This is a genomic window from Azonexus sp. MM2026_4 (assembly GCF_055901855.1).
In genome coordinates this window covers 3,371,052-3,396,414 of sequence record NZ_CM148380.1, presented here as the reverse complement: position 1 = coordinate 3,396,414, position 25,363 = coordinate 3,371,052, and the positions used below count along the sequence as shown (strand labels likewise).

21 protein-coding genes are annotated in these 25,363 nt (G+C 65.5%); 8 read left to right on the top strand and 13 right to left on the bottom strand.

Annotated features, from left to right (window positions below; translation table 11 throughout):
- The 5 genes from AC0KWY_RS15890 to AC0KWY_RS15870 form a co-directional block, all read right to left on the bottom strand.
- On the bottom strand, nt 1-705 hold the full coding sequence (locus AC0KWY_RS15890) for an ABC transporter ATP-binding protein (RefSeq protein WP_474026462.1): 705 nt from the start codon (nt 703-705) through the stop codon (nt 1-3).
- The gene (locus AC0KWY_RS15885; protein ID WP_474026461.1) at nt 698-1,459 is read right to left on the bottom strand and encodes an ABC transporter ATP-binding protein; all 762 of its coding nucleotides are present in this window, start codon (nt 1,457-1,459) and stop codon (nt 698-700) included. The genes AC0KWY_RS15890 and AC0KWY_RS15885 overlap by 8 nt, the downstream gene beginning before the upstream one ends.
- Nucleotides 1,456-2,529 (bottom strand): ABC transporter permease subunit, encoded by a 1,074-nt coding sequence (locus AC0KWY_RS15880; RefSeq protein ID WP_474026460.1) that lies wholly within the window; start codon nt 2,527-2,529, stop codon nt 1,456-1,458. Before AC0KWY_RS15880 ends, AC0KWY_RS15885 begins: the two co-directional genes overlap by 4 nt.
- 121 nt (nt 2,530-2,650) lie before the next feature.
- Nucleotides 2,651-3,574, bottom strand: coding sequence for a branched-chain amino acid ABC transporter permease (locus AC0KWY_RS15875; RefSeq protein WP_474029742.1), 924 nt, complete (start codon nt 3,572-3,574; stop codon nt 2,651-2,653).
- 94 nt (nt 3,575-3,668) lie between these two features.
- Nucleotides 3,669-4,928, bottom strand: a complete 1,260-nt coding sequence (locus AC0KWY_RS15870; protein ID WP_474026459.1) for a branched-chain amino acid ABC transporter substrate-binding protein — start codon at nt 4,926-4,928, stop codon at nt 3,669-3,671.
- 478 nt (nt 4,929-5,406) lie between these two features.
- Between AC0KWY_RS15870 and AC0KWY_RS15865 the strand changes: the two genes are divergently transcribed.
- From AC0KWY_RS15865 to AC0KWY_RS15855, 3 genes are read left to right on the top strand one after another with little or no spacing between them, the layout of a single operon-like run.
- Nucleotides 5,407-8,925 carry an indolepyruvate ferredoxin oxidoreductase family protein gene (locus AC0KWY_RS15865; RefSeq protein ID WP_474026458.1) on the top strand — a complete coding sequence of 1,173 codons (3,519 nt, stop codon included), beginning with the start codon at nt 5,407-5,409 and terminating at the stop codon, nt 8,923-8,925.
- A 19-nt stretch (nt 8,926-8,944) separates the two neighbouring features.
- Entirely contained in the window at nt 8,945-9,694 is a 750-nt protein-coding gene (locus tag AC0KWY_RS15860) for a class I SAM-dependent methyltransferase (RefSeq protein WP_474026457.1), read from the top strand.
- Between the two features lie 6 nt (nt 9,695-9,700).
- Complete coding sequence (locus tag AC0KWY_RS15855; RefSeq protein WP_474026456.1) at nt 9,701-11,779, top strand: sensor histidine kinase; 2,079 nt, start codon at nt 9,701-9,703, stop codon at nt 11,777-11,779.
- A gap of 3 nt (nt 11,780-11,782) precedes the next feature.
- Here AC0KWY_RS15855 and AC0KWY_RS15850 read toward each other — a convergent pair whose 3' ends face one another.
- Nucleotides 11,783-12,445, bottom strand: a complete 663-nt coding sequence (locus AC0KWY_RS15850) for a response regulator transcription factor (protein WP_474026455.1) — start codon at nt 12,443-12,445, stop codon at nt 11,783-11,785.
- Nucleotides 12,446-12,541: 96 nt separating this feature from the next.
- Between AC0KWY_RS15850 and AC0KWY_RS15845 the strand changes: the two genes are divergently transcribed.
- Nucleotides 12,542-13,012 carry a PhaM family polyhydroxyalkanoate granule multifunctional regulatory protein gene (locus tag AC0KWY_RS15845; RefSeq protein WP_474026454.1) on the top strand — a complete coding sequence of 157 codons (471 nt, stop codon included), beginning with the start codon at nt 12,542-12,544 and terminating at the stop codon, nt 13,010-13,012.
- A gap of 4 nt (nt 13,013-13,016) precedes the next feature.
- Here AC0KWY_RS15845 and AC0KWY_RS15840 read toward each other — a convergent pair whose 3' ends face one another.
- Nucleotides 13,017-13,913, bottom strand: a complete 897-nt coding sequence (locus AC0KWY_RS15840; RefSeq protein WP_474026453.1) for an AEC family transporter — start codon at nt 13,911-13,913, stop codon at nt 13,017-13,019.
- A gap of 105 nt (nt 13,914-14,018) precedes the next feature.
- Here AC0KWY_RS15840 and AC0KWY_RS15835 point away from each other — a divergent pair, with 105 nt between their 5' ends.
- Together AC0KWY_RS15835 and AC0KWY_RS15830 are read left to right on the top strand one after the other, a co-directional pair.
- On the top strand, nt 14,019-14,459 hold the full coding sequence (locus tag AC0KWY_RS15835) for an NfeD family protein (protein WP_474029741.1): 441 nt from the start codon (nt 14,019-14,021) through the stop codon (nt 14,457-14,459).
- Nucleotides 14,460-14,471: 12 nt separating this feature from the next.
- On the top strand, nt 14,472-15,326 hold the full coding sequence (locus AC0KWY_RS15830) for an SPFH domain-containing protein (RefSeq protein WP_474026452.1): 855 nt from the start codon (nt 14,472-14,474) through the stop codon (nt 15,324-15,326).
- Nucleotides 15,327-15,360: 34 nt separating this feature from the next.
- On the opposite strand, the gene gabT is transcribed toward AC0KWY_RS15830, so the two are convergent.
- From gabT to AC0KWY_RS15800, 6 genes are all read right to left on the bottom strand, one after another.
- A complete protein-coding gene (gabT, locus tag AC0KWY_RS15825) occupies nt 15,361-16,668 on the bottom strand; it encodes a 4-aminobutyrate--2-oxoglutarate transaminase (protein ID WP_474026451.1) in 1,308 nt (435 codons plus the stop codon).
- Nucleotides 16,669-16,696: 28 nt separating this feature from the next.
- A complete protein-coding gene (locus AC0KWY_RS15820; RefSeq protein WP_474026450.1) occupies nt 16,697-18,157 on the bottom strand; it encodes an NAD-dependent succinate-semialdehyde dehydrogenase in 1,461 nt (486 codons plus the stop codon).
- Nucleotides 18,158-18,205: 48 nt separating this feature from the next.
- Nucleotides 18,206-19,033 carry an ABC transporter permease gene (locus AC0KWY_RS15815; protein ID WP_474026449.1) on the bottom strand — a complete coding sequence of 276 codons (828 nt, stop codon included), beginning with the start codon at nt 19,031-19,033 and terminating at the stop codon, nt 18,206-18,208.
- A 12-nt stretch (nt 19,034-19,045) separates the two neighbouring features.
- Nucleotides 19,046-20,290: an ABC transporter permease gene (locus AC0KWY_RS15810; protein WP_474026448.1), complete on the bottom strand. Its 1,245-nt coding sequence runs from the start codon at nt 20,288-20,290 to the stop codon at nt 19,046-19,048.
- An 84-nt stretch (nt 20,291-20,374) separates the two neighbouring features.
- Entirely contained in the window at nt 20,375-21,418 is a 1,044-nt protein-coding gene (locus AC0KWY_RS15805; RefSeq protein ID WP_474026447.1) for an ABC transporter substrate-binding protein, read from the bottom strand.
- 62 nt (nt 21,419-21,480) lie between these two features.
- Entirely contained in the window at nt 21,481-22,590 is a 1,110-nt protein-coding gene (locus AC0KWY_RS15800; protein ID WP_474026446.1) for an ABC transporter ATP-binding protein, read from the bottom strand.
- 139 nt (nt 22,591-22,729) lie between these two features.
- On the opposite strand from AC0KWY_RS15800, the gene pdxR reads away from it, so the two are divergent.
- Nucleotides 22,730-24,202 (top strand): MocR-like pyridoxine biosynthesis transcription factor PdxR, encoded by a 1,473-nt coding sequence (gene pdxR, locus AC0KWY_RS15795; protein ID WP_474026445.1) that lies wholly within the window; start codon nt 22,730-22,732, stop codon nt 24,200-24,202.
- A 164-nt stretch (nt 24,203-24,366) separates the two neighbouring features.
- The gene (locus AC0KWY_RS15790) at nt 24,367-25,362 is read left to right on the top strand and encodes a sensor domain-containing diguanylate cyclase (RefSeq protein ID WP_474026444.1); all 996 of its coding nucleotides are present in this window, start codon (nt 24,367-24,369) and stop codon (nt 25,360-25,362) included.
- Nucleotide 25,363: the final 1 nt, after the last annotated feature.

Genomic DNA, 25,363 nt, shown 5'->3' with positions numbered 1-25,363 from the left:
TCACTCGCCGAGGTAGGCGGCGCGCACCTTGGGGTCGTGCAGCAGGGCCGCCGATTCACCGTTCAGCGTGATCTCGCCGCTTTCCAGGACATAGGCGCGCTGGCTCGATTCGAGCGCCAGCTTGGCGTTCTGCTCGATCAGCAGGATGGTCATGCCGGCAGCGGCGACGTTGCGCACCACCTCGAAGATCTTCTGCACCATGATCGGCGCCAGCCCCATCGACGGCTCGTCGAGCAGCAGCATCTTCGGCCGGCTCATCAGAGCCCGGGAAATCGCCAGCATCTGCTGCTCGCCACCGGACAAGGTGCCGGCCAACTGGTCGGCACGCTCCTTGAGGCGCGGGAAATAGCCGTACATGCGCTCGGTATCGGCGGCGATGCCGTCCTTGTCGTTGCGCAGGAAGGCGCCCATGCGCAGGTTTTCCAGCACCGTCAGGCGGGGAAAGACGCCCCGCCCTTCCGGCACCAGCGCAATACCCTTGCGGATGACATCGTGCGGCGCAATGCCGACGATCTTCTCGCCGCAGAAATGCACGTCGCCGCCGGCGACCCCGACCATCCGGGAAATCGCCTTCAGGGTCGTCGTCTTGCCGGCACCGTTGGCGCCGATTAGGGCAACGGTCTCGCCCTCGTTGACATGGAAGGTGATGCTGCGCACCGCCTGGATGCCGCCGTAGGCGACGCGGAGTCCGGTAACTTCAAGCACCTAGGTAAGCCTCAATCACTCGTTGATCCTTCTGCACGACCGCAGGCACATCCTCGATCAGCAGCGCCCCGTACTCGAGCACCGCGACCCGGTCGCACAACCCCATCACCAGCTTGACGTCGTGCTCGATCAGCAACACCGTCGTCCCGTCCTTGCGGATACCTTCGATCAGCTGACGCAGTTCCTCGGTTTCCGTCGCGTTCATGCCGGCCGCCGGCTCATCAAGACAGAGCAGCTTCGGTTCGGTGGCCAGCGCCCGGGCGATTTCCAGGCGGCGCTGGTCGCCGTAGGAAAGATTCTTGGCCAGATCGTCGGCGCGGTCGGCGATATCGACGTAATGCAGCAGGTCGAGCGCGCGCTGGCGGATCGCCGCTTCCTCAGCGCGCGTCTTCGGATCGCGGAAGATGGCACCGAAAACGCTGGCCTTGGTCCGCACGTGGCGGCCGACCATGACGTTTTCCAGCGCCGTCATGTTGCCGAACAGACGGATGTTCTGGAAGGTGCGGGCGATCCCGCGTTCCGCCGCGCGCTGCGGCGCATCGGCCTGCAGCGGCGCACCGGCGAAGGTGAAGCCACCGCCGTCCGGCACGTAGAGGCCGGTCATGCAATTGAAGAAGGTCGTCTTGCCGGCGCCGTTCGGGCCGATCAGGCCATAGACCTCGCCCTGGCGGATCGACAATGAAACGTCCTGCAGGGCCTTGACCCCGCCGAAATGCTTGGCCACCGCCCGGGCTTCGAGAAGGACCTCGCTCATTTCGCCACCCCCGCCGTCTTTTCTTCCAGTTCCCGCGAGCGTTCTGGCGACGGCCACAGCCCGGAAGGCTTGAAGCGCATGACCAGCACCAGCGCCAGCCCGAACAGCAGCATGCGCAGGCTTTCCGGATCGATCAGTACCTTGCCGAACAGCGCCACCTGCGCCGGCGTCACCGCATAGCGCGCCATCTCCGGCAGGAAGGTGAGCAGGATGGCCCCCAGGATCACCCCGGGAATGTGGCCCATGCCACCGAGCACGACCATCGCCAGCACCATGATCGACTCGATCAGCGAGAAGCTTTCCGGCGAAACGAAGCCCTGCATCGCTGCGAAGATGCCGCCGGCGATACCACCGAACGAGGCGCCCATGGCGAAGGCCAGCAGCTTGACATTGCGGGTGTTGATGCCGACCGCCTTGGCGGCGATCTCGTCCTCGCGGATCGCCTGCCAGGCGCGGCCGATGCGTGAATTCTGGAGGCGCAGGTTGACGATGACGATGAAGATCGCCAGCGCCACCAGCAGGTAGTAATACTTATACGGCCCGGTCAGCGTCAGCCCGAAGAACTCGCTGCGCGTGGCGAAGCTGAAATCGCCGAACTTCACGGGGTCGATCAGGGTGATCCCCTGCGGCCCGTTGGTGATGTTGATCGGCGCATTCAGGTTGTTCATGAAGATGCGGACGATCTCGCCGAAACCGAGGGTGACGATGGCCAGATAATCGCCCCGCAACTTCAATGTTGGCGAACCGAGCAGCACCCCGAACAGGCAGGCGAGCAGCGCGCCGACCGGCAGGATCGCCCAGATCGGCCAGTGCAGGCCGAAGTGAGGACTCGCCAGCAGCGCCCAGGTGTAGGCACCGACCGCGTAGAAGGCGATGTAGCCGAGATCGAGCAGGCCGGCAAAGCCGACGACGATGTTCAGGCCGAGCGCCAGGAAGATGTAGAGGATGGCGAAATTGAGGATGCGCACCCAGGCCTGACCGGCCATGCCGACGACGAAAGGCAAGGCGATCAGGGCGGCGGCGATGAGCACGATCCCCAGAGTGGAACGGGGGTTGAGCCAGTTTTTCATGCACGCTCCGATGCGATGGCAAGACGAGGCGGCAAGCTGGCCGCTGACGAGACAGTGCTGCAGCACGGCGAGAAAGCGGACGGCGCAGCCAACGAAGGATTGGCGAGCAGCGGTGCGTGCATCATGCGCGGTCTCCCGTCTTCTCGCCGAACAGGCCGGACGGCTTGAACATCAGCACGACGATCAGCACCGCGAAGGCGAAGATGTCCTGATAGTGACTGCCGAGGAAATCACCGGTGAGATATCCGATGTAACCAGCGCCTAGTGCTTCAATCAGGCCGAGCAGGATGCCACCGACCATCGCTCCAACCAGGTTGCCGATGCCGCCGAGCACGGCAGCGGTGAAAGCCTTCAGGCCGAGGACGAAGCCCATCTGGTAGTGCGCCACTTCGTAGTAGCTGCCGACCATGACGCCGGCCACCGCCGCCAGCGCCGAACCGATGACGAAAGCGGCGGAAATGACCCGGTTGATGTTCACCCCCATCAGGCTGGCCACCGCCGGATTCTGCGCCGTGGCGCGCATCGCCATGCCCAGCTTGGTGCGATAGACGAGCAGCACGAGGCCGGTCATCATCGCCGCCGACAGCAGCACGATGACCACCTGGACCAGCGTGAAATGGGCGCCGGCGAATTCGAAACTGACCTTCGGCAACAGCGGCGGGAAGGTCATGTAATTGCGTCCCCAGAGGATCATCGCCAGGTTCTGCAGGACGATCGACATGCCGATCGCCGTGATCAGCGGCGTCAGCCGCGGCGAACCGCGCAAGGGCCGATAGGCCACCCGCTCCAGGCTCCAGCCGATCGCCATGCAGGAGAGGACGGAAACAACCAGCCCGCACAGGCCGGCGATGCCGACCGGCATGCCGGCGGCAGCCAGCGATCCAGTGACGGTGATGGCGACCAAGGTACCGATCATCACCACCTCGCCATGGGCGAAATTGATCAGGCCCATGATGCCGTAAACCATCGTGTAGCCCAGCGCGACCAGAGCGTAGATACTGCCCTGGACAAGACCATTGACAATTTGCTGCGGAAACTGCTGCAGGAGCTGATGAAGGGAAATATCCATTTGGAATCCGTTGACCGCAAGATACGGAAACGGCACCTTGCGGTGCCGTTTCATTGAGCCGACTGGCTGCTTACTTCTTCGCTTCGGCAGGAGCCGCCGGCGCGGCAGGCGCTTCCGCCGGTGCCGGTGCGGCAGCCGGCGCCGGCGTACCGCCCAGGGTCTCGACATAGCTCAACGTGCCGCCCTTGTACTGGTAGAGCGAAATTGCGCCGCTCTTCAGGTCGCCGAACTCGTCGAACTCGATCTTGCCGGTAACGCCTTCAAGGTTGGTCTTGCCGACTTCAGCCAGATACTTGGCCGGCTCGACCGAATCGGCACGCTTCATCGCATCGGCGATCACCATCACCGCGTCGTAGGCATTCGGCGCGTAGAGCTGGATGTCATAACCAAAGCGGGTGTTGAAGCGGGTCTTGAATTCCGGCCCCTTCGCCAGTTGCTCGAGCGGCACGCCCGGCAGCGAGCAGAACTGACCGTCGGCCGCCGGACCACCCAGCTTCATGAACTCCGGCGTACACACGCCATCGCCACCGAGGAACTTGGCCTTGATGCCCAGTTCCTTCATCTGCTTGACCATCGGCCCGCCCTGCGCGTCCATGCCACCGTAGAAGACCAGCTCGGCCTTGGTCGACTTGATCTTGGTCAGGATGGCCTTGAAGTCGGTCGCCTTGTCGGTGGTGTATTCGTTGGCCACCACCTTCAGGCCGGAAGCTTCGGCCGCCTTGCGGAATTCGTCGGCCAGACCCTGACCGTAAGCGGTACGGTCGTCGATGATGGCCACCGTCTTGACGCCCTGCTTGACAGCGAACTCACCGAGCACCTTGCCCTGCTGGACGTCGTTGGCCATCACGCGGAAAGCCGTCTTGAAGCCCTGCTGGGTGTACTTCGGGTTGGTCGCCGACGGCGAAACCTGCGGCAGGCCGGCATCGGAGTAGAGCTTGGAGGCCGGGATCGTGGTCCCGGAGTTGAGGTGGCCGACGACGCCATTGACCTTCTCGTCAACCAGCTTCTGGGCAACGATGGTGCCTTGCTTCGGGTCGGCCTGGTCGTCTTCCGAGACCAACTGGAACTTGACCTTGGCACCGCCGATTTCGAGGCCCTTGGCATTCAGTTCCTCGATGGCGAGAACGGCACCGCTCTCGTTGTCCTTGCCCAGGTGCGCCTGCGGGCCGGTCATCGGCGCGACATGACCGAGCTTGACGACCACTTCGGGCTTGGCAGCGGGGGCGGCGGGGGCGGCCGCCGGGGGCGGCGCCTCTTCCTTCGGTCCGCAAGCGGACAGCGCGAAAGCGGCGGCAATGGAGAGGGCTACTGCGGAAAGCTTGGCTTGCATCGGTAAGTCTCCTGAATTGGGGGGCGGGAAATCTGCTCGAAACAACAGGTACCGATTCTGCGCATACAGACTGCGCATCGTCAATACGGAAAATCCCTAAAATCGCGGCGGCTGGCGCGTTTGGGGTGATTGCCGCCGAGAGCTGGAGTTATCCGCGCCGATATTCGGGTGGGTTTGGTTTCCGAGGCGGCGGGATCCGCTTTTGCCAGGCGGGCGTTTGTTGATGCTGAAGCGCTGGGTTCCGCCGTTGACCGGTGGGCATCTGAGTTGTCTGATGCGTTGTGTTCTGCGCCTGACGGGCGCGGAACACAACGCATCAAATCCTCAAAAAAAGCGGCATCAGGAAACAGCTACGCCCCCTTCTTGCAAGAACCATCCCCTCCCCCCAATACTCCAATCTCCAGACCCGCCCGCCACCACCCCCGGCAGGCAGAGAGACGACAACCGGCTCACAAGGCCGCAAACAATGGAGACAAACATGGGCAAACCCGATTTGCCGGCGTCAATCACCGCGACGCTGGACGACAAATATTCCCGTCTCACCGGCCGCGTCTACCTGACCGGCACCCAGGCGCTGATCCGCCTGCCCATGCTGCAGCGCGAGCGCGACCTCGCCGCCGGGCTCAATACCGCCGGTTTCGTTTCCGGCTACCGCGGCAGTCCGCTCGGCAATCTCGACCTCGGCCTGTGGCAAGCGAAGGCACATCTCGCCGGCCACCATGTCACCTTCCAGCCCGGCATCAACGAAGACCTCGCCGCCACCGCCGTCTGGGGCAGCCAGCAGGTCGGACTGTTCCCGGGCGCCAAGTACGACGGCGTCTTCGCCATGTGGTACGGCAAGGGGCCGGGCGTGGACCGCTGCGGCGACGTCTTCCGCCACGCCAACGCTGCCGGCACGGCGAAACACGGCGGCGTCCTGGTCATTGCCGGCGACGACCACGCCGCCAAGTCCTCGACGCTGCCGCACCAGACCGAGCATGTCTTCAAGGCGGTGATGATGCCGGTGCTCTACCCGGCCAACGTGCAGGAATACCTCGACTTCGGCCTGCACGGCTGGGCGATGAGCCGTTATTCCGGCTGCTGGGTGGCGTTCAAGGCGCTGGCCGACACGGTCGAGACCTCAGCCTCGGTGAATATTGACAATGCTGCGGTCAACATCAAAATTCCCACGGATTTTTCCCTGCCGCCCGACGGCCTCAACATCCGCTGGCCGGACCCGCCGCTGGTCCAGGAAGCGCGCCTGCTCAACCACAAGCTCTACGCGGCGCTGGCCTATTGCCGGGCGAACAGGCTCGACCGCGTGGTCATCGATTCGCCGGCCCCGCGCCTCGGCATCCTGACCGCCGGCAAGAGCTATCTCGATGTGCGCCAGGCTTTGGATGAACTCGGCATCGACGACGCCCTGGCCGCGCAGATCGGCATCCGCCTGTACAAGGTCGGCATGGTCTGGCCGCTGGAGCCGGAAGGCGTGCGCCACTTTGCCGAAGGCCTGGAGGAAATCCTCGTCGTCGAGGAAAAACGCCAACTGCTCGAATACCAGTTGAAGGAAGAGCTGTACAACTGGCGCGATGACGTGCGCCCGCGCATCGTCGGCAAATTCGACGAAAAGGGTGAGTGGACCGTCGAAGGCGACGGCGGCTACCTGGCGCACAGCGACTGGCTGCTGCCGGCCGCCGGCGAACTGCCGGTGGCGACCATCGCCCGCGTCATCGCCCAGCGTATCGACCGCTTCTTCACCTCGCCGGCCATCGCAGCGCGACTGAAGCTGATCGAAGGCAAGCAACAGGTGGCGAAGATGCCGGTCGTGCTCGCCGAGCGCAAACCGCACTTCTGTTCCGGCTGCCCGCACAACACCTCCACCAAAGTCCCCGAAGGCTCGCGCGCCGTCGCCGGCATCGGCTGCCATTACATGGTGACGTGGATGGATCGCTCGACCTCGACCTTCACCCACATGGGCGGCGAAGGCGTGCCCTGGGTCGGCCAGGCGCCGTTCACCGAGGAAAAGCACATCTTCGCCAACCTCGGCGACGGCACCTACTTCCACTCCGGGCTGCTCGCCATACGGCAAGCAATCAGTGCTTTCAACCGCCATCCCCCCACCCCCCTTCCCGAGGAAGGGGGAGAAAACCCCTCCGGCAAACGCTCTGGAATCACCTACAAGATCCTCTACAACGACGCCGTCGCCATGACCGGCGGCCAGCCGGTGGACGGCGTCCTCAGTGTCGCCCGCATCACCCGCCAGCTGGAGGCCGAAGGCGTCGGCAAAATGGTCATCGTCGCCGCCGAGCCGGAGAAATACGCAGAGATCAGCGATCTCGCCCCGAACGTTCCCGTCCGCCACCGCGACGAACTCGACGCCGTGCAGCGCGAGCTGCGCGAATTCCCCGGCGTCTCGGTCCTCATCTACGACCAGGTCTGCGCCACCGAAGCGCGCCGGCGCAGGAAGCGCGGCAAGATGCCGGCAGCGACGCAGCGTGCCTTCATCAACGAGGACGTCTGCGAAGGCTGCGGCGACTGCTCGGTGCAGTCCAACTGCCTGTCGGTCGAGCCGGTCGACACCGATTTCGGCAGCAAGCGGCGCATCAACCAGTCCGCCTGCAACCAGGATTTGTCCTGCCTGAAGGGTTTCTGCCCGAGTTTCGTCACCATCGAAGGCGGCACGCTGAAAAAGCAGAATCCCACGGTCAACAGTGAAATTTGGCCGATTTTGCCGGCACCGCCACTGCCGTCCACGGCAACACCGTGGAACCTGATCATCACCGGCGTCGGCGGCCAGGGCACGATCACCCTCGGCGCGCTCATCGGCATGGCCGCCCACCTCGACGGCAAGGGCGTGTCGACGCTGGACATGACCGGGCTGGCGCAGAAATACGGCGCCGTCTTTTCGCACCTGCGCATTGCCGACCGTCCGGAGGACATCCACGCCGCCCGCATCGCCACCGGCGAGGCGCACGCCATCCTCGGCGGCGACCTGGTGGTCAGCGCCAGCAGCGACGCGCTGGCCAAGATGCTCGAAGGCAAGACGCGCGCCGTGGTCAGCAGCACCGACACGCCGACCGCCGAATTCACCCGCAACCGCGACTGGCGCTTCCCGCAGGCCGGCCTGCAGAAGCAGCTGACCGACACCCTCGGCGCCGACGCCGTCGATTTCCTCGACGCCCAGCACCTCGCCGAACGCCTGCTCGGCGACACCCTGTTCGCCGGCGCCCTGCTCCTCGGCTACGCCTGGCAGAAGGGTCTGGTGCCGGTGTCGGCGGCCGCGCTCGACCGCGCCATCGAACTCAACGGCACGGCCATCGCCGCCAACCGCCAGGCCTTCCTGTGGGGCCGGCGCGCGGCGGTCGACCGGCAGAAAGTCGAGAAAATCGCCGGGCCGCTGCAGACGCAGCGCCAGGAAATGACGCTCGACGAACTGATCGCCCATCGCGCCGCCCACCTCACCGCCTACCAGGACGCGGCGCTGACCGAACGCTACACGCAACGCGTCGCCGCCATCCGCGCCCTCGGCGACGAGGCGCTGACGCGCACGGTGGCCGAGCAGTACGCCCGCCTTCTCGCCCCCAAGGACGAATACGAGGTGGCGCGGCTGTACACCGAAGGCGACTTCGCCCGCCGCCTGGCGGAGACCTTCGACGGCGGGAAAATCTCCTTCCATCTGGCGCCGCCCGGACTGCACCGTCCAGGGCCGGACGGACGCCCGAAGAAGTGGCGTTTCGGCCCCTGGCTGCAGCCCTGGCTCGGACTGCTGGCGAAGGCCAGGCGACTGCGCGGCGGCTGGTTCGACCCCTTCCGCAACAGCCACGAAAGGCAGCTCGATCGCGCCCTGCTCGCCGACTACGAGGCCGACCTCGACCTCATCCTCAGCGCGCGCCCAGCTTCGCCGTCGGCGCTTGCCGCCTGGCCGGCCGAAGTCAGGGGCTACGGCCCGGTGCGCGAGGCCGCGCTGACGCGGGCCCGGCAGAAAAGGGAGGCAGCCCGCGCGGCGACCATGACATAAATCTGGGTAGAATCGCGGGATGTCATCGACCCCGCTTCGCCAGTTCGCCCTGCAGGGCGCCGCCGTCATCCTCGTCCTCTCGCTGGCCTGGCCCTATTACGGCTGGGCCGGCGGCAATCTGCCCTGGCAGCAGACCAGCCTGCTGATCGGCGCGGTCGCCCTGGCGCTGGCGACGATCGCCCGCCAGCCCTGGTGGTGGCGACTGATCCATGCCCTGTTCATGCCGCTGGTCTGGCTGACCTGGACGCTGAACATCGACCCCGGCTGGTTCCTTTTCGCTTTCATCCTGCTGCTGCTGGTCTACCGCGGCGCGCTTTCCGGCCAGGTGCCGCTCTACCTGTCCAACCGCGAGACCGTTGCCGCGCTCGACGAACTGATCGGCAAGGAAGAAAGCCAGCGCTTCCTCGATCTCGGCGCCGGCATCGGCAGCACCGTCATCCCGCTCGCCGACCGCTGGCCGGATCGCCAGTTCACCGGCGCCGAAAACGCCCCGCTGACCTGGCTGACCGGCCGCATCCTCGGCATCGGCCGGCCCAACCTGCACTGGCTGTGGGAAGACCTTTGGCAGATGCCGCTTGGCGAACACGATCTGGTCTATGCCTTCCTGTCGCCGGTACCGATGCCCAAGCTGTGGGAAAAAGTTAAGGCCGAAATGCAACCGGGCAGCCTCTTCGTCAGCAACAGTTTCCCGGTGCCCGGGGTGACGCCGGAGAGCATCGTCGAAGTCGCCTGCTCGCCGCCGCGGCCGTTGTATTGCTACCGGATCTGATCCCGCATGCAACTGACGCGCAAGCCGGAAAAACTCGCCCTGCTGGTGGCCCTGCTCGGGACGCTGACGGTGCTGGTCATCTTTCTCACCGACCTGGTGCTTTCCTACCAGCGCGACATCGACAGCGGCGAAACCCGTCTCAAGCAATTCTCGGTGATGATGGCCGAACACACGGCCCGCGCTTTCGAAGCCGTCAACGTCCTGGTCAAGGAAGTCGCCACCGATCTCTCGCTCAATCGCGCCGACTGGCCGGACTGGGAACCGGTGCGCGGTTGGGAATACATCGCCCAGCGCCATTCGCGTGCCATGCCCCAGTTGCGCGACCTGAGCGTTTTCGACGAACAGGGCAACCAGCGCTTCATCTCCAGCTATTTCCCGAGCCCGCAGGTCAACGTCAGCGACCGCCCCTATTTCGCGGCGCTGGCCCGCGGCACGCCGTGGACCACCTACGGCCCCTATGTCGGCCGCAATTCGGACCATTACACCTACGCCATCGCCCACCGTCTGAACGGCCCGGGCAATAGCTTCGCCGGCGCCGCCTTCGCCGCCATCGAGCCCGCCTACATGCAGGATTTCTGCTGGGCCAACCGTCTCTCCGACGATTTCGACGCGGTGCTGACCAATGCCAAGGGGGAAATCGTCGCCTCCTGCCGCCCCAGCGATCTCAGCACCCGCTCCGGCATCCTCGGCCAGCAGGCCGGCGTCGCCCTGTTCGACGGCCGCGCCGCCGGCATGATCCCGGAAACCGGGATCGTCGAAGTCAGCGGCCTGCTGATCTCGACGACACCGGTCCCCGGTTTCTCCGACCTGCGCATGGTGGCGATGATGCCGACCGATTCGCTGCTCGCCAACTGGCACAACCGCCTGTTCGAAATCGGCACCCTCGGCATCATGCTCAGCGCCCTGCTCTTCTTCGGCGCCGTCCTGGTCCGCCGCCAGGTCCGCGACCTGCGGGCAATGGCCGAAGCCCTGGCCGACAGCCGCGACCTGCTCGAAGAGCGTATCGACCAGGCCACCGCCGCACTGGCCGCCGAAAAGGACACCGCCGAGCGCGCCAACGCCGCCAAGAGCCGGTTCCTCGCCGCCGCCAGCCACGACCTCCGGCAGCCGCTGCATGCCCTTTCCCTGTTCACCACCGACCTGCTGCGCCAGGCTGCCGCCGGCAAACTGCGCGAAGTGCCGCGCATCGCCGAACAGATTGCCGCCTCGACGCAAACCCTGGGCGACATGCTCAACGCGCTGCTCGACATCTCCCGCCTCGACATCGACGGAGTCCGCGCCAATCTGCAGCCCTTCCCGCTGGCCGCGGTTTTCCAGCGCCTGCACGACGCTTTTTTCCGGCAGGCCGAAGCCCACCAGTTGCGCCTGCGCTTCCATGCACCGCGCTATTTCGTCTACAGCGACCCGCAACTCCTCGAACGCATGCTCGGCAACCTGATTTCCAACGCCCTGCGCTACACGCCGGCCGGCGGCGCCATCCTGGTCGGCGCCCGGCTCCAGGGCGACCGCCTGCGCATCGAGGTGCGCGACAGCGGCATCGGCATCGCCCGCGAACACCGGGCGGCGATCTTTGCCGAGTTCTACCAGGTCGCCAACGTTGCCCGCGAACAGGACGGCGGCCTCGGCCTCGGCCTCTCCATCGTCCAGCGCCTGGCCAAGGGGCTGGGCATCGAAGTCTCGCTCGCCTCGCAGATCGGCAACGGGACGACCTTTTCGCTACTCGTCGAACGGGCGGCGGAACAGGCGACGCCCAGCGCCCGAAACAACCGGGAAGCGAGCAACGGCATCGTTCATTTCATCGGCGAATCGAGCGAACTGGCAGCCTGCCGCGAACTGATCGCCTCGTGGAATTACGCCACCAGCAGTGGCGACCGGCAGTCGGTCGAGCGCTTGCGCAGCGACACCATCGTCCTCTGCGACGCCGGCTGGATCCCCGACATCGATCCGGAAATGGCCCTGATCGTCATCGGCCCGACCGGTGCCGACCCCTTGCCGGCCAATACCCACGTCCTGGCGCCGCCGGTCCGGCCGGCCCGCCTGCGCGCCCTGCTGCGCGCCAGCGCGCCGCGCGGGCCGATCACCTGAGTCTCAGAAAACGTCGCTGAAGTCGATGCCGTAGCGGGCCGCGGTAACCAGTGCCTGGGTCCGGCTGGTGACGCCGAGCGCCTTGAAGACCGCGGTCGCGTGAATCTTCACCGTGCCTTCGGAAAGATCGAGCTGATCGGCGATGTCGCGATTCGACAGGCCGCGCACCATGAGGCACAGCACCTGCGCCTGGCGATCGGTCAGGCCGATCTCGCCGGGCTTGACGCTGACGCTGGACGGCGGCAACGGCACCGCGTCGTCGAGGCGCGCCGGCATCTGGCCGCTGGGCCGGACGATGTTGCCGGCCAGCACGTCGCGTACCGCCTGCAGCAGACGTTCGCCGTTGAGCGCTTTGGGAATGAAGCCGGAAGCCCCGAGGTTCATCACCCGGGTCACCGTCGGCTGGTCGTCGAAAGCCGAAACCACCGCCACCGGCATCGCCGGATAACGGCGACGCAGGATGTCGAGCCCGGCAAAGCCATCGATCCCCGGCAGGGCAAGATCGAGCAGGACCAGATCGAAATCGCCTTCGCTGTCGAGCACGCTCAGCGCGCTCTCGAAATCGGCGCTCTCGAATACGTGCACACCTTCTTCCACCTGGGAAAGCAGGCCGACCAGTCCCTCGCGGACCAATGCGTGATCTTCAACTACCAACAGCTTGAGCATCGGTTATTCCTTTTTCATAACAGGCGGTAATTTATCATTTTGCACGATAAAAGTGGTTTAAGATCGTTGCATCAGATGACCCCGGAGGAGACCAAAATGAACCAAGCATCTGCCAACGACCCGCTCAACTTCATGCGCAACCTCTGGAGCAACATGGGTTTCGGCCTCCCCGGCATGGTCACCCCGACCTTCGACGTGGAAGAACTGGATAAACGGATCAAGGACATGAAAGCCGTCGAAGGCTGGCTGCGCATGAACCTGTCGATGCTGCAGATGACCATCCAGGGACTCGAGATGCAGCGCAGCACGGTGACCACGATGCAGGCGATGGGTCAGATGGCGTCCGACGCCGCCCGCCAGATGAACGAACCGACCGCCCCGGAAGCGCCCGCCGAAGAAACCGGCAAGGCCTTTTCGGAAGCTGCGCTGTGGCCTTGGCAGATGATGCAGCAGATGCGCGAGCACCTGCAGCAGAACGTCGAAGCCGCCGCCGCCACGCAGGCGGAACCGGCCGCCACCGGCACCGAAGAAAAACCGAAGCCGCGCCGGCCTGCAGCCAAGAAATAGGCGTCTAGCCGAGCAACCAGGCCGCCCACAGCGGCAGCGTCAGCATCGCGGCGAGCGTGCTCGCCGAGATCAGCCAGGCGACGCTGCGCCCGTCGCCGCCCATGCGCATCGCCAGGATGTAGGCCGACGACGCCGTCGGCATCGCCGCGAACAGGACGGCGACCTGGAAATTCAGCCCGCTCAGGCCAACCGTCCGACCGACGACGATGGCGATCAGCGGCAGCGCCAGCAGCTTGACGGCGAGCAGCCAGCCGGAGAAGAAGCGGGCGCCGGCGGTGCCGTCGAGGCGCAGGGCGGCGCCGACGGCGATCAGGCCGAGGGCGATCGAGGCATCGGCAAGACGCCCGAGGAAAGCCTGCAACGGCGCCGGCGGCAGAAAGCCGGCGAGGTTGAGCAGGAAACCGCCGGCCGTCGCCCAGATCAGCGGGTTGCGCGCCACTTCGCGCCACAGGCCGACCTCGCCGTGGCGCGCTAGCATCCACACCGAGACCAGGTTGGCGAAGGGCACCGCAGCACCGACGATCAGCCCCATGGTGGCGATGCCCGGACTGCCGAAGAGCATCCCGGCGACCGCCAGCGCGATGTAGGAATTGAACCGGTAGGCGCACTGGAACATCGAGGCGAAGCGCAGGTCCGGCATGCGCAGCCACAGCTTCGGCAGCAGCCCGAGGAGCATGCCGGCGGCCAGCGCGGCGAAGGCGGTAGCCAGCAAGGGCAGCGCCGCGCCGAGGTCGAGCCGGGTGCGCATGATCGCGTTGACCAGCAGCGCCGGGAACAGGATGAAATAGACCAGCTTCTCGACCCCGCTCCAGAAATGGTCGCCCAGGTGCATCCAGCGGCGGATGGCGGCGCCGAGCAGGATCAGTGCGAAATCGGGAAGGAGCAGGAGAACGGTATGCATCGGTCGATTCTAATCCGGCGGCCGACCGCCGTTGATCCGTAAATACCGCAAGCCGCCTTGACCGCGGCCGACAAACCCGAAATACTCGGCGGCATGGACATCGTCATGCAACCTCAATGGTGGCACTGGATCGTCGGCGGCATCGCCCTGGTGATCGCCGAACTCGCCATGCCGGCCTTCTACATCATCTGGTTCGGCCTCGGCGCGCTGCTCGTCGGGCTGCTCCTGCTGCTCGCCCCCGGCCTGCCATTGACCGCGCAGGTCCTGTGCTGGATCGTCGCCTCGCTGGCAATGACCGTGCTCTGGTTCCGCGTCTTCCGCCAGGCGCAGACGACGCAAAGCGGCACCGCCGACGGCGAGGCGATCGGCGAGATCGGCCTGCTGACCGGCGCGATCGAACCGTTCCAGAAAGGCCGCGTGCGTTTCCAGCGGCCGCTGCTCGGCGCCGACGAGTGGGTCTGTCTCGCCGACAGCGCCATCGCCGCCGGCGAGCGGGTGCGCGTCGTCGCCGTCGAAGGCAGTTATCTGAAAGTCGTCAAAAACTGAAGGGAGTTCCCCATGGAAGCCGGATTCGTCGTTGCCCTCGCACTGCTTGCCTTCGTCGTCGTCACCATCGCCAAGGGCGTGCGCATCGTGCCGCAGGGCGAGGAATGGATCGTCGAGCGGCTGGGCAAATACCACGGCACGCTGAAGCCCGGCCTCAACGTGGTCATTCCCTACATCGACCGCATCGCCTACCAACTGGTCACCAAGGACATCATCCTCGACGTCCAGGAGCAGGAAGTGATCACCCGCGACAACGCGGTGATCCTGACCAATGCCATCGCCTTCATCAAGGTCACCGACCCGGTCAAGGCGGTCTATGGCGTCACCGATTTCTCGGAGGCGATCCGCAACCTGATCATGACCACGCTGCGCTCGATCGTCGGCGAAATGGAACTCGACGAGGCGCTGTCGTCGCGCGACAAGATCAAGGCGCGGCTGCGCGAGAGCATCGCCGACGAGGCGATCGACTGGGGGCTGACGGTGAAGTCGGTCGAAATCCAGGACATCAAGCCGTCGCAATCGATGCAGAAGGCGATGGAGATGCAGGCCGCCGCCGAGCGCGAGCGCAAGGCGGTGGTGACCAAGTCGGAAGGCGCCAAGCAGTCGGCCATCCTGGAAGCCGAAGCGCGCCTCGAATCGGCCAAGCGCGACGCCAACGCCCAGGTGATGATGGCCGAGGCCTCGGCCGAAGCGATCCGCCGGGTCAGCGCGGCGATTGGCGACCAGGCCGGGCCGATGGCCTTCCTGCTCGGCGAGAAATACATCGCGGCGATGGAGCGCCTGGGCGAGAAGGACAACGCCAAGCTGGTGGTGCTGCCGGCCGACCTCCAGGACGCGGTGCGCGGCCTGCTTGGACGCAAGAGCTGACGGGGCCTTCCGGCCCCGCCAGCAGCGGCCTCGCTCAGGCCTGGGCGGCAACCTCGATGGCAGCAACCAGGAGCTCCATGCCTTCTTCAAGCACGGCATCGGGAATGGTCAGCGGCACCATCAGGCGCAGCACGTTGCCGTAGGTACCGCAGTTGAGCAGCAGCAGGCCGCGCTTGGCCGCCTCCGCCTTCAGCGCGTTGGCGATTTCCGGCGCCGGACGATGGGGATCGCCAGCCCGGCAGAATTCGACCGCGGTCATCGCGCCCAGACCGCGCACCTCGGCGATGCAATCGAGACGACCGGCCAGCGCGCTCAGCTTTTCGCGCATCGCCTGGCCGATCCGCTCGGCACGGGCACACAACTGCTCTTCCTCGATCACGTCGAGAACGGCCAGCGCACCGGCGACGGCAATCGGATTGCCGGCGTAGGTCGAACCGAGGCCGCCCGGCGTTGCCGCGTCCATGATCTCGGCCTTGCCGATCACCGCCGACAGCGTCAGACCGCCGCCCAGACCCTTGGCCATGGTGATGATGTCGGGTTCGATACCGCTGTGTTCGATGGCGAACATCGTGCCGCAGCGCGCCGCGCCGGTCTGGATTTCGTCGGCGACGAGCAGGATGCCGTGGCGATCGCACAGTTCGCGCAGGCGGACGAAGAACTCCGGCGGCGCCGGCAGATAACCGCCCTCGCCCTGCACCGGCTCGGCGAAGATCGCCGCCACGCGACGGGCTTCGATGTCGTTCTTGAAGATCGCTTCCAGACCGGCGATCGAGTCATCGACCGAAACGCCGTGCAGCGCGTTCGGATACGGCGCGTGGAAGATTTCGCCGGGGAAGGGACCGAAGCCGACCTTGTACGGGTTGACCTTGCCGGTCAGCGCCATGGTGTACATGGTGCGGCCGTGGAAAGCGCCCTGGAAGGCGATGATGCCGCTGCGCCCGGTGTAGGCGCGCGCCACCTTGATCGCGTTTTCGACCGCTTCGGCGCCGGTGTTCATGAAGAAGGTCTTCTTCGGCGTTGCGCCCGGCGCCAGGCGGTTCAGCTTCTCGGCCAGTTCGACGTAGGACTCGTAGGCGACGACCTGGAAGCAGGTGTGGGTGAACTTGTCGAGTTGGGCGTGCGCGGCGGCGATCACGCGCGGGTGGCAATGGCCGGTGTTGACCACGGCGATGCCGGCGCAGAAGTCGATCCAGCGGCGGCCTTCGACGTCCCAGATTTCCGCGTTCTCGGCGCGCTCGGCAAATACCGGGTGGCCCTGGCCGACACCGCGCGGCAAGGCGGCGGCGCGTCGCTGCATGAGGGCGGCGTTGCCTGCGCGGGTGATTTCGTGATGTGCATTCATGGTGCTGTTCTCCGATGATCCGTTGTCGTCAGCGGCCGATGCCGGCCATGCAGACATATTTGATTTCGAGGTAATCCTCGAGTCCGTACTTCGATCCCTCGCGGCCGAAGCCGGAGGACTTGATGCCACCGAATGGCGCCACTTCGGTCGAAATGGCGCCGGTATTGACGCCGACCATGCCGTATTCCAGCGCTTCCGAAACGCGCCAGACCCGGCCCAGGTCCTTGCTGTAGAAATAGGCGGCGAGCCCGAACTCGGTCGCGTTGGCAAGCTGGATCGCCTCTTCCTCGCTGCTGAAACGGAAGATCGGCGCCACCGGCCCGAAGATTTCCTCGCGCGCCACGCGCATTTCCGGGGTCACGTCGGCGACGATGGTCGGCTCGAAGAAGGTGCCGCCCAGCGCACTACGCTGTCCGCCGCAGAGCACGCGCGCGCCCTTGGCGGTGGCGTCGGCGAGCAGGGTTTCGACCTTGGCCAGCGCGTTGCCGTCGATCAGCGGCCCCTGGGTGACGCCCGCTTCGGTACCGACGCCGAGCACCAGTTGTCCGACCGCCGCCGCGAGCTTTTCCGTGAAGCGCTCGTAGATGCCGTCCTGGACCAGGAAGCGGTTGGCGCAAACGCAGGTCTGCCCACTGTTGCGGTACTTCGACTGCATTGCGCCGAGCACTGCGGCGTCGACATCGGCGTCGTCGAAGACGATGAAGGGCGCGTTGCCGCCCAGTTCGAGCGACAGCTTCTTGAGCGTCGGCGCGCATTGCTGCATCAGCTTGATGCCGGTCGCCGTCGAGCCGGTGAAGGAAAGCTTGCGCACCGTCGGGTTGGCGCACATTTCGCCGCCGATCGCCAGCGCGTCGCCGGTCAGCACCGAGAAGACGCCGGCCGGGACGCCGGCACGCTCGGCCAGCAGCGCCAGCGCCAGCGCCGAGAACGGAGTCTGCGGCGCCGGCTTGACCAGCATGGTGGCGCCGGCGGCCAGCGCGGCGGCGGCCTTGCGCGCGATCATCGCGGTCGGGAAGTTCCACGGCGTGATCGCCGCGCAGACGCCGATCGGCTGCTTGATCGCCAGGATGCGGCGGTCCGCCAGATTGGCCGGGATCACGTCGCCGTAGGCACGCTTGCCCTCTTCGGCGAACCACTCGATGTAGGAGGCGGCGTAGGCGATTTCGCCCTTCGCCTCGGCCAGCGGCTTGCCTTGTTCGCTGGTCAGGATCAGCGCCAGGTCGTCGATGTTGGCGAGCAGGGCATCGTGCCAGGCGCGCAGGATGCGCGCCCGCTCGCCGGCGGTACGCGCCGCCCAGCCCGCCCCTGCCCGCTCGGCGGCGACGATGGCGCGTTCCGTCTCGGCTTGCCCCATGACCGGCACGCTGCCCAGCACTTCCTGCGTCGCCGGGTTGCGGATGGTTTGCGTCGCGCCGCTGTCGGCGGCGCACCAGACGCCGGCGAGGTAGGCCTGCTGGCAGAAAAGTGAAGTGTCTTTCAATCCTTGCATGGAAGAGTCCTGAGAGATGAAGGGGAGAATGCGGGGTGAGCCGCCGGCTTACTCGGCGACGGCGGTGCGCAGGCGCTCGTTGCGGCCGCGCAACCATTCCAGCGTGAGCAGCATGAGCACCGAGATGACGGTCAGGATGGTGGCGACGGCGGCGATCGTCGGACTGATGTTTTCCCGGATGCCCGCGAACATCTGGCGCGGCAGCGTCGTCTGCTGCGGGCCGGCGAGGAACAGGGTGACGACGACCTCGTCGAACGAGGTGCCGAAGGCGAACAGGCCGCCGGAGATCACGCCCGGCGCAACCAGTGGCAAGGTGACCCGGAAGAAGGCGGTGAGCGGGCTGGCACCGAGGCTGGTGGCGGCGCGCACCAGGTTGTAGTCGAAGCCTTGCAGCGTCGCGCAGACGGTGGTCACGACGAAGGGCACGCCGAGCGCCGCGTGCACCATGATCAGGCCGAGGTAGCTGCCGCTCAGGCCGATCGGCGCGAACACCAGGTAGGTGGCGACACCGACGATGACCACCGGCACCACCATCGGCGAGATCAGCACCGCCATCAGCAGCGCCTTGCCGGGGAAATCGATGCGGGTCAGGCCGATTGCCGCCGGGGTGCCGAGCGCCATCGCCAGCAGCGTGGCGAACGGGGAGACGATCAGGCTGTTCTTCAGCGCGTGGGTCCAGATTTCGGACTGGAAGAATTCTTCGTACCAGCGCAGCGAGAAACCCGACATCGGGTACATCAGGATGGAATCGCTGTTGAACGAGAGCGGAATGATGACCAGGACCGGCGTCACCAGAAACAGCAGGACCAGCCCGCAGAAAACGCGGAAGCTGTAATACCAGAGCTTCTCGGGCAGGGAGGCATAAGGCGGCAGCATGAATATCTCCGATCAGCGTTGCGGGGCGCCGTTCGTCGCGCTGCCGACGAGGCGGTTATAGACGACGTAGAGCAGCATGGTGGCGGCCAGCAACAGGGCCGACAAGGCGGCGGCCATGCCCCAGTTGGTGGTCTCGTTGGTGTAGAAGGCGACGAAGTAGCTGACCATCTGTTCCTTCGGGCTGCCGAGCAGGGCCGGCGTGATGTAGTAACCCATCGACAGGATGAAGACGAGCAGCCCGCCGGCGGCGATGCCGGGCACCGTCATCGGGAAATACACCTTCCAGAAACTCTTGAACGGCGGGCAGCCGAGCGACATCGCGGCGCGCATGTAGGTCGGCGAGATGCCCTTCATCACGCTGTACAGCGGCAGCACCATGAAGGGCAGCAGGATGTGCACCATCGCCACGTAGACGCCGACCCGGTTGAACACCAGTTGCAGGGGTTCGTCGGTGATGCCCAGCGCGATCAGCGCCTGGTTGATCAGGCCGCCCTGCTGGAGAAGAACGATCCAGGCGGCGACGCGGACCAGGATCGAGGTCCAGAAAGGCAACAGGACGAACACCATCAAGAGGTTCGAGCTGCGTTTCGACAAGGTGGCCAGCAGGTAGGCCAGGGGGAAGCCGAGGAGCAGGCAATACACCGTGACGACGAAACTCATCCAGATGGTGCGGCCGAAAATCTCGGTGAATACCGAGTCGCCCTGCTCGCCCCGGCTGATTTCGCCGCTCGCGTCGCGCGTCAGGTCGAGCGCGGCGAGCAGGTAGTAATCGGTTTTCTGGCTGGCATTGCGGGCGATCAACTGCCAGGTGCGCAGCTCGCCCCAGCGCTCGTCCATCGCCACTAGCGACTCGCGCGGACCGGCATCGGTCGCCAGCGGCAGCTTGCGGGCGGTGTTCATGAGCAGCGAACGCAGCCCGGGTTCTTCCATGTTCAGGCGCTTGGCGGCTTCGGCCAGGGTCTTGCTGCCCTTGCCCAGGCTCAGGTCGCTGACCAGCGCGGCGTAGGCGCCTTCATGCGGCAAATCCTTGCCGGACCAGCCGGACAACTGGTGCAGGGTCTGCGGCAGCGCCGCCGCCACTTCCGGGTTATCGACGCTCTTCAGCAACAAGGCGGCGATCGGCCACAGGAAGGTGAGCAGAAGAAAGACCGCCAGCGGCGCGATCAAGGCACCGTAGCGCAGCTTCTTCATGCGTTCGGCGCGCTGCAGCATGCGCTTGAGCGGAACGGCTGCCGTTTCGGCAATCGGCTCGGACATCGTTTCTCCCTGGACCATCATCGTCTTCCCTCATTCCCCGATCCGGCCGCTTCCCCGCTCAGCGCGGGAAAGCGGCCAGCTTTACTAGCGTGCGGCCCAGGCGTTGAAACGCTGTTCCAGATCCTCGCCGTGCTCGACCCAGAACATGGTGTTGCTGGCGACGGCGGTCTTGATGTTGGCGGCGGAAGTCGGCAATTCGGCAGCGATCGCCGCGCTGATCTGCGGATTGGCCTTGACGTTGGTCGGGCCGTAGGGAATCTCGCCGGAGAAGACCACCTGGTTTTCCGGCTTGGCCAGCGTCGCCAGGAACTTGTAGGCCTCCTCGCGCTTGGCCGTGCCCTTCGGAATACCGTAGGACTCGACGTCGTAGATGTTGCCGGTCCAGACGATCTTCAGGTTGCGACCTTCCTTCTGCGCGGTGGCGATGCGGCCGTTGTAGGCGGAACTCATCACCACGTCGCCGGCGGCCAGCAGTTGCGGCGGCTGAGCACCGGCTTCCCACCACTGGATGTGCGGCTTGATCTGGTCCAGCTTCTTGAACGCCCGATCGACACCCGCCTTGGTCGCCAGCACCTTGTACACATCGGCCGGAGCGACGCCGTCGGCCATCAGCGCGAACTCCAGCGTGAACTTGGCGCCCTTGCGCATGCCGCGCTTGCCGGGGAACTTCTTCACATCCCAGAAATCGCTCCACGAGGTCGGCGCCTGCTTCAGCTTGTCGGCGTTGTAGGCAAGCACGGTGGACCAGACGAAGAAGCCGATGCCGCACTCATTGACCGCCGCCGGCAGGAAATCCTTCTTGTTGCCGATCTTGCTGTAGTCGAGCTTCTCGTACAGCCCCTCTTCGCAGCCGCGAGCCATTTCCGGGGATTCGAGTTCGACGACGTCCCAGCTGACATTACCGGCTTCGACCATGGCCTTGACCTTGGCCTGTTCGCCGTTGTATTCGCCGGGGATGATCTTGATCCCGGTATTGCGCATGAACGGTTCGTAATAGGCCTTGACCTGCGCCTTCTGGTTGGTGCCGCCGAAGGAGATGACGGTCAGGTCGGCCGCTTGCACCGCGCCGACCAGACCGAGGCCGGCGGCGATGGCGGCGAGTTTGTTCAGGGACTTCTGTTGAATCATGGCAATACCCTCCTCTGAGTTGTTGGTGAATCGCTGCCCGGCGGCGCCGGGCAAGTTGAAAATCAATGCGCTTCGTCGACCGGATCGAGCGCGCAGACATGTTCGGGGGCCATCGCCACCACCACCTGGTCACCCGCGCGCAACTGGCGGTCGAGGTGGGAAATCGGCAACTTGACGGTGAAGTCGTGACCGCCGACCAAGTCGAGGCGAATCCGGACGTGGTCGCCGAGATAGATGATCTCCTTGACCCCGGCGCTGAACCGATTGCCGCCGCCCTCGCCGTCGGCCAGGAAAGCGCGCTCCGGGCGCACCGAAACCATGGTCCGCGCCCCGACGCCCTGCACGTTGCGCGCTTCGGCCTCGATCCGCGCGCCGCAATCGAGGCGCACGCTACAGCGACCGTCGGCGATCTGCTCGACGGTGCCGTGCAAGGCGTTGTTCTCACCGATGAAGCTGGCGACGAAGGAATTGACCGGGTGCTCGTAGAGCGCTTCGGCGCTGTCGATCTGCTGGATCACCCCATGGTTGAAGACGGCGATGCGGTCGGACATGGTCAGCGCCTCGCCCTGGTCGTGGGTGACGAAAACGACGGTGATGCCGAGGTTCTCGTGGATGTGCTTGATCTCGAGTTGCATGTGTTCGCGCAACTGCTTGTCGAGGGCGCCGAGCGGCTCGTCCATCAACACCAGCTCCGGACCGAAGACCAGGGCGCGGGCCAGGGCGATGCGCTGCTGCTGGCCGCCGGACAGTTGCTGCGGATAGCGGCCGGCGAACTTCTCGAGACGGACCATGGCCAGCGCGTTCTTGACCTTGGTATCGATCTCGGCCGCCGGCAGCTTGCGCACGGCGAGCGGGAAGCGCAGGTTCTCGGCCACCGTCATGTGCGGGAACAGCGCATAGTTCTGGAAGACCATGCCGATGTTGCGCTTGTGCGGCGGCAGCTTGTTGATCACCCGGTCGCCGAGGCAGATTTCGCCGGCGGTCGGCGTCTCGAAACCGGCCAGCATCATCAGGCAGGTCGTCTTGCCGGAACCCGACGGTCCGAGCAGGGTGAGGAACTCGCCGCGCTGGATGTCGAGGTTGAGATCGCGAACGATCAGATGTTCGCCATCATAGGTTTTCTGTACCTTGCGGAAGGTAACGTGAGCGCTTCCACCGTCTTGCTGGCCCATGGCCTCTCTCCTGAATCACGCCTTCGCCAGCGCCGGGCAAACCGCCCGCTGGCACTCGATGGGTTGATCATAGGGGAACGATTGGTCAAAATGAGAACCAATTTTTCCGAAAAACAGGGAACCAATTCCGGAGCGCACGATGGAAGCCCGACTGATCACCGAATTGCTGGAACAATATCTGGACCGCCAGTCGGCGCCGCTCAAACTGCGCATCAGGATATACCTGGCGCTGCGCCAGGCCATTCTCGACCGCGCCCTGGCTCCCGGCACCAAGCTGCCGCCGACGCGCAGCCTGGCCGAGGACCTCGGCATGGGGCGCAACACCGTGGTCCGCGCCTACGAGCAATTATTGGTCGAAGGCTATATCGAGAGCCGCACCGGCGACGGCAGCTACGTTTCGGAAGCCGTGCAGGGCGGTCTGCGCCGGGTGCCGCCCAAACGTTTGCTCGGCACCCGGCGCGAAGGCCTGTCGCGGCGCGGCAGCATCGTCGCCGCCAATGCCACCAGCAGCGTCGTGCAACGCGGCGCCTTCATGCCCGGCGTGCCCGACATCGACGCCTTTCCCTTCGCCATCTGGCGCCGTCTGCTCGCCAAGTACCACAGCGCCGACCAGGCCCATCTGCTCAATTACGCGCATACCGGCTACGGTCCGCTCAAGGTGATGCTGGCCAACTACCTGCGCGTGACGCGGATGATGCCGGTCGATCCGAAGCAGGTGATCATCATCAACGGCTCGCACCAGGCGATCGACCTCTGCGCCCGCCTCCTCGCCGATCATGGCGACCGCGCCTGGATCGAAGACCCGGGTTACTGGGGGGCACGCAACGTGCTGGTCGCCGCCGGCCTGCAGGTGACGCCGATCCCGCTCGACGCCAAGGGGCTGGCGCCCACCGTCGAAGACTGGGCGCTGCCGCCGCGCCTGATCTTCTGTTCGCCGTCGAGCCAGTACCCGACCGGCACCGTGCTCTCGCTCGACCGCCGCATCCAGTTGCTGGAGAACGCCGATCATGTCGGCTCATGGATCATCGAGGACGACTACGACAACGAACTGCACTTCCACGAACGGCCGATCGGCTCGCTGTTCGGCCTGGCCAACCGGCAGCGGGTGATCTATCTGGGGACGTTCAGCAAGGTCATGTTTCCCGGCATCCGGCTGGCTTACCTGGTGGTTCCCGAGGATCTGGTCGAGGCTTTCGTGATCGGCAATTCCGAGCTCTATCGCGGCGGCCGTCTGGCCGAGCAGGCGGCGCTCGCCGAATTCATTGACGAGGGACATTTCACTGCCCATATCAAACGCATGCGCAGCCTCTACGCGGAGCGCCGCGAAGCTCTGCTGAGCGCCATGCAGTCGCGGCTCGGCGACGTCGTCATGCCCTCGGGCAGCCAAGCCGGGCTGCAACTCCTCTACCGCTTCAACCGACCGATCGACGACACCATGGTCGCCGCCCAGGCGCTCGCCGAAGGCGTCATCTGCCGCCCCCTGTCGCTGTATTACCTCGACCAGGAAGCGCGCCAGCCGGGCATGAACCTCGGTTTCGCTGCCGTCCCGGTGGAGCGGATCGGTCCGGCCACGGACATCCTGGCGCGCGTCATCGAACGCAATCTCAAGTAGGGAACGCAGGCCGCGGCGGCGGCATGGCAAGCGGCAGGAAATTGGGCAGCAAGGGCCGGCGACCTGATCCCGGATGAAGAAAATCCGCGCATATTACTTTTGGCGTAGTACCATATTTCCCATCTTTGGAATGCCGTCATCATGACGATGGCCGGATCGATGCCATGCCCAGCGCCAAACAGCTCATGCAAGTCGTCGCCATCCAGACCGAGATCATCAAGCTCGGCCCTGATCTCGGCGCCGTCCTCGCCATCGCCACCGACCGCAGCCTCTCCCTGATCGCTGCCGACGGCGCTGTCGTCGAGCTGGCCGAGGGCGACGAGATGGTCTATCGCGCCGTCTCCGGGATTGCCGGCGCGCACCTCGGCCTGCGCCTGAAACAAGCGGGCAGTCTGTCCGGTACCTGCGTCCGCGCCGGCACGATATTGCGCTGCGACGACAGCGAAACCGACGACCGCGTCGACCGCGATGCCTGCCGCCTGGTCGGCCTGCGCTCGATGCTGCTCCTGCCGCTCAAGCACGACGGCAAGACGATCGGCGTCCTCAAGGCGATGTCACGGCGGATCGCCGGCTTCGACAAACGCGACGAATCCCTGCTCGGCCTGCTCTCCGAGAGCATCGGTGCGGCCATGTACTTCGCTTCGCAACTGGGCAGCGACGACCTGTTCCACCGGGCGACGCACGACCCGCTGACCGGCCTGGCCAACCGCTCGCTGTTCATGGAGCGCCTGCGCAACGTGATCGCCCGCCAGCGGCGCGCCGACACCCCGGCCGGGCTGATCATGCTCGACATGGATGGCTTGAAGCAGGTCAACGACACTTACGGCCACCGTGCCGGCGATGTCCTGCTCTGCGAATTTGCCCAACGCATCCACGCCACCGCCCGCCAGTCGGACACCGTTGCCCGGCTCGGCGGCGACGAATTCGCGATCATCCTGCAGCCGGTCGAAACCAATCCCAACGGTATCGAGGCGGCCATCCGGCGCCTCGAACAGCAGATCAACCAGCCGTTCGCCTTTGAGGGCATCGAACTGCCCTTGCGCGCCAGCATCGGTGCCGCCGCCTTCCCGCACGACGGCGACGACCTCATGGCACTGCTCGAACTGGCCGATCAACGCATGTACGCCACCAAGCACGCCCGCTACCGTCTCGCTCACTGAA

Excerpts from the sequence above, each read along its gene's own strand:
- AC0KWY_RS15860 (WP_474026457.1), top strand. The coding sequence starts at position 8,945 with ATGTCATCGACCCCGCTTCGCCAGTTCGCCCTGCAGGGCGCCGCCGTC.
- AC0KWY_RS15815 (WP_474026449.1), bottom strand. The coding sequence starts at position 19,033 with ATGCTGCCGCCTTATGCCTCCCTGCCCGAGAAGCTCTGGTATTACAGC.
- AC0KWY_RS15800 (WP_474026446.1), bottom strand. The coding sequence starts at position 22,590 with ATGGGCCAGCAAGACGGTGGAAGCGCTCACGTTACCTTCCGCAAGGTA.
- AC0KWY_RS15790 (WP_474026444.1), top strand. The coding sequence starts at position 24,367 with ATGCCCAGCGCCAAACAGCTCATGCAAGTCGTCGCCATCCAGACCGAG.
- pdxR (WP_474026445.1), top strand. The coding sequence starts at position 22,730 with ATGGAAGCCCGACTGATCACCGAATTGCTGGAACAATATCTGGACCGC.
- AC0KWY_RS15855 (WP_474026456.1), top strand. The coding sequence starts at position 9,701 with ATGCAACTGACGCGCAAGCCGGAAAAACTCGCCCTGCTGGTGGCCCTG.
- AC0KWY_RS15885 (WP_474026461.1), bottom strand. The coding sequence starts at position 1,459 with ATGAGCGAGGTCCTTCTCGAAGCCCGGGCGGTGGCCAAGCATTTCGGC.
- AC0KWY_RS15835 (WP_474029741.1), top strand. The coding sequence starts at position 14,019 with ATGCAACCTCAATGGTGGCACTGGATCGTCGGCGGCATCGCCCTGGTG.
- AC0KWY_RS15865 (WP_474026458.1), top strand. The coding sequence starts at position 5,407 with ATGGGCAAACCCGATTTGCCGGCGTCAATCACCGCGACGCTGGACGAC.
- gabT (WP_474026451.1), bottom strand. The coding sequence starts at position 16,668 with ATGAATGCACATCACGAAATCACCCGCGCAGGCAACGCCGCCCTCATG.
- AC0KWY_RS15870 (WP_474026459.1), bottom strand. The coding sequence starts at position 4,928 with ATGCAAGCCAAGCTTTCCGCAGTAGCCCTCTCCATTGCCGCCGCTTTC.
- AC0KWY_RS15845 (WP_474026454.1), top strand. The coding sequence starts at position 12,542 with ATGAACCAAGCATCTGCCAACGACCCGCTCAACTTCATGCGCAACCTC.
- AC0KWY_RS15840 (WP_474026453.1), bottom strand. The coding sequence starts at position 13,913 with ATGCATACCGTTCTCCTGCTCCTTCCCGATTTCGCACTGATCCTGCTC.
- AC0KWY_RS15850 (WP_474026455.1), bottom strand. The coding sequence starts at position 12,445 with ATGCTCAAGCTGTTGGTAGTTGAAGATCACGCATTGGTCCGCGAGGGA.
- AC0KWY_RS15820 (WP_474026450.1), bottom strand. The coding sequence starts at position 18,157 with ATGCAAGGATTGAAAGACACTTCACTTTTCTGCCAGCAGGCCTACCTC.
- AC0KWY_RS15880 (WP_474026460.1), bottom strand. The coding sequence starts at position 2,529 with ATGAAAAACTGGCTCAACCCCCGTTCCACTCTGGGGATCGTGCTCATC.
- AC0KWY_RS15805 (WP_474026447.1), bottom strand. The coding sequence starts at position 21,418 with ATGATTCAACAGAAGTCCCTGAACAAACTCGCCGCCATCGCCGCCGGC.
- AC0KWY_RS15810 (WP_474026448.1), bottom strand. The coding sequence starts at position 20,290 with ATGTCCGAGCCGATTGCCGAAACGGCAGCCGTTCCGCTCAAGCGCATG.
- AC0KWY_RS15830 (WP_474026452.1), top strand. The coding sequence starts at position 14,472 with ATGGAAGCCGGATTCGTCGTTGCCCTCGCACTGCTTGCCTTCGTCGTC.